This is a genomic window from Streptomyces adelaidensis (genome assembly GCF_016598475.1).
Lineage (GTDB): Bacteria > Actinomycetota > Actinomycetes > Streptomycetales > Streptomycetaceae > Streptomyces > Streptomyces adelaidensis.
The window spans coordinates 1-990 of record NZ_JAEMUX010000256.1 but is presented as its reverse complement, the minus strand read 5'-3'; the positions used below and the strand labels follow the sequence as shown (position 1 = coordinate 990).

General features: G+C 69.7%; 1 protein-coding gene and 1 pseudogene. Both read left to right on the top strand.

All coding sequences use genetic code 11. From position 1 onward, the window contains the following. Nucleotides 1-272 (top strand): annotated as a pseudogene (locus tag I8N67_RS41675) (IS21 family transposase); the annotation flags it as partial. Further along, a partial coding sequence (gene istB, locus I8N67_RS41670; protein WP_200309585.1) for an IS21-like element helper ATPase IstB occupies nt 269-990 on the top strand: 722 nt, incomplete at its 3' end. The pseudogene I8N67_RS41675 and the gene istB, both read left to right, overlap by 4 nt.

The following is a 990-nucleotide window of genomic DNA, read 5'->3' as shown; positions in this document are numbered from 1 at the left end:
CCCGCGCGGTCGGACGCGGCGCCCGCATCGTGGACGAGGCCCACTGGCAGGGCCTGCCCGACGGACACACCCGCGCCACTACCACCGATCCCGGCACCCCCGCGGCCAGGCCGGCCCGCACCGGCACCGAGCCCGGCGGGCTCGTCTCCCTGCTGACCCGGGCCAGAGCCGCGCACGTCCACGTCGGCACCCGGCCACTGGCGCTCTACGACCAGATCACCGGCACCCGCCCCTTCACCCCCGCCCCCATCGACCCCAAGGACATGCGTTGAGCGAGCTGGTCACCGCCCGGATCCGCGCCACCGCCACCAAGCTCGGGCTGCCCCATCTCACCCAGTCGCTGGCCGAGCACGTCGGCCGGGCCGACGCCGGCCAGATGGCCTACCTCGACTTCCTCGACCTCGTGCTGGAGGAAGAACTCGCCGTCCGTGAAGAGCGCCGCTTCCGCCATGCCCTGCGGCTGTCCCGGCTGCCGCACTACAAGACGATCGAGGAGTACGACTTCTCCTACCAGCCCGAACTCGACCCCAGGAAGGTCAAGGACCTGGCCACTCTCGCGTTCGTCGAGGCCAGGGCCAACGTTGCTCTACTGGGCCCGCCGGGAGTAGGAAAAACGCACCTCGCGGTCGCCCTGGCAGTCGCGGCCTGCCGGGCCGGCTACACGATCTACTTCACCACCCTGGACGACATGGTCCGCCAGCTCAAAGCCGCCGACTCCATCGGCCGCCTGGCCAGCAAACTCCGCACCTACCTGCGGCCAGGCGTCCTCGTGGTCGACGAGGTCGGCTACCTCCCGCTGGAGCGCGACGAGGCCAACCTCGTCTTCCAGATGCTCTCCAAGCGCTACGAAAAGGGCTCCACCTTGCTGACCTCGAACAAGAGTTTCAGCGAGTGGGGCCAGGTCTTCGGCGACGACGTCCTGGCCACCGCCATCATCGACCGCCTCCTCCACCACTGCGAGATCCTCGCCATCAACGGCGCCAGCTACCG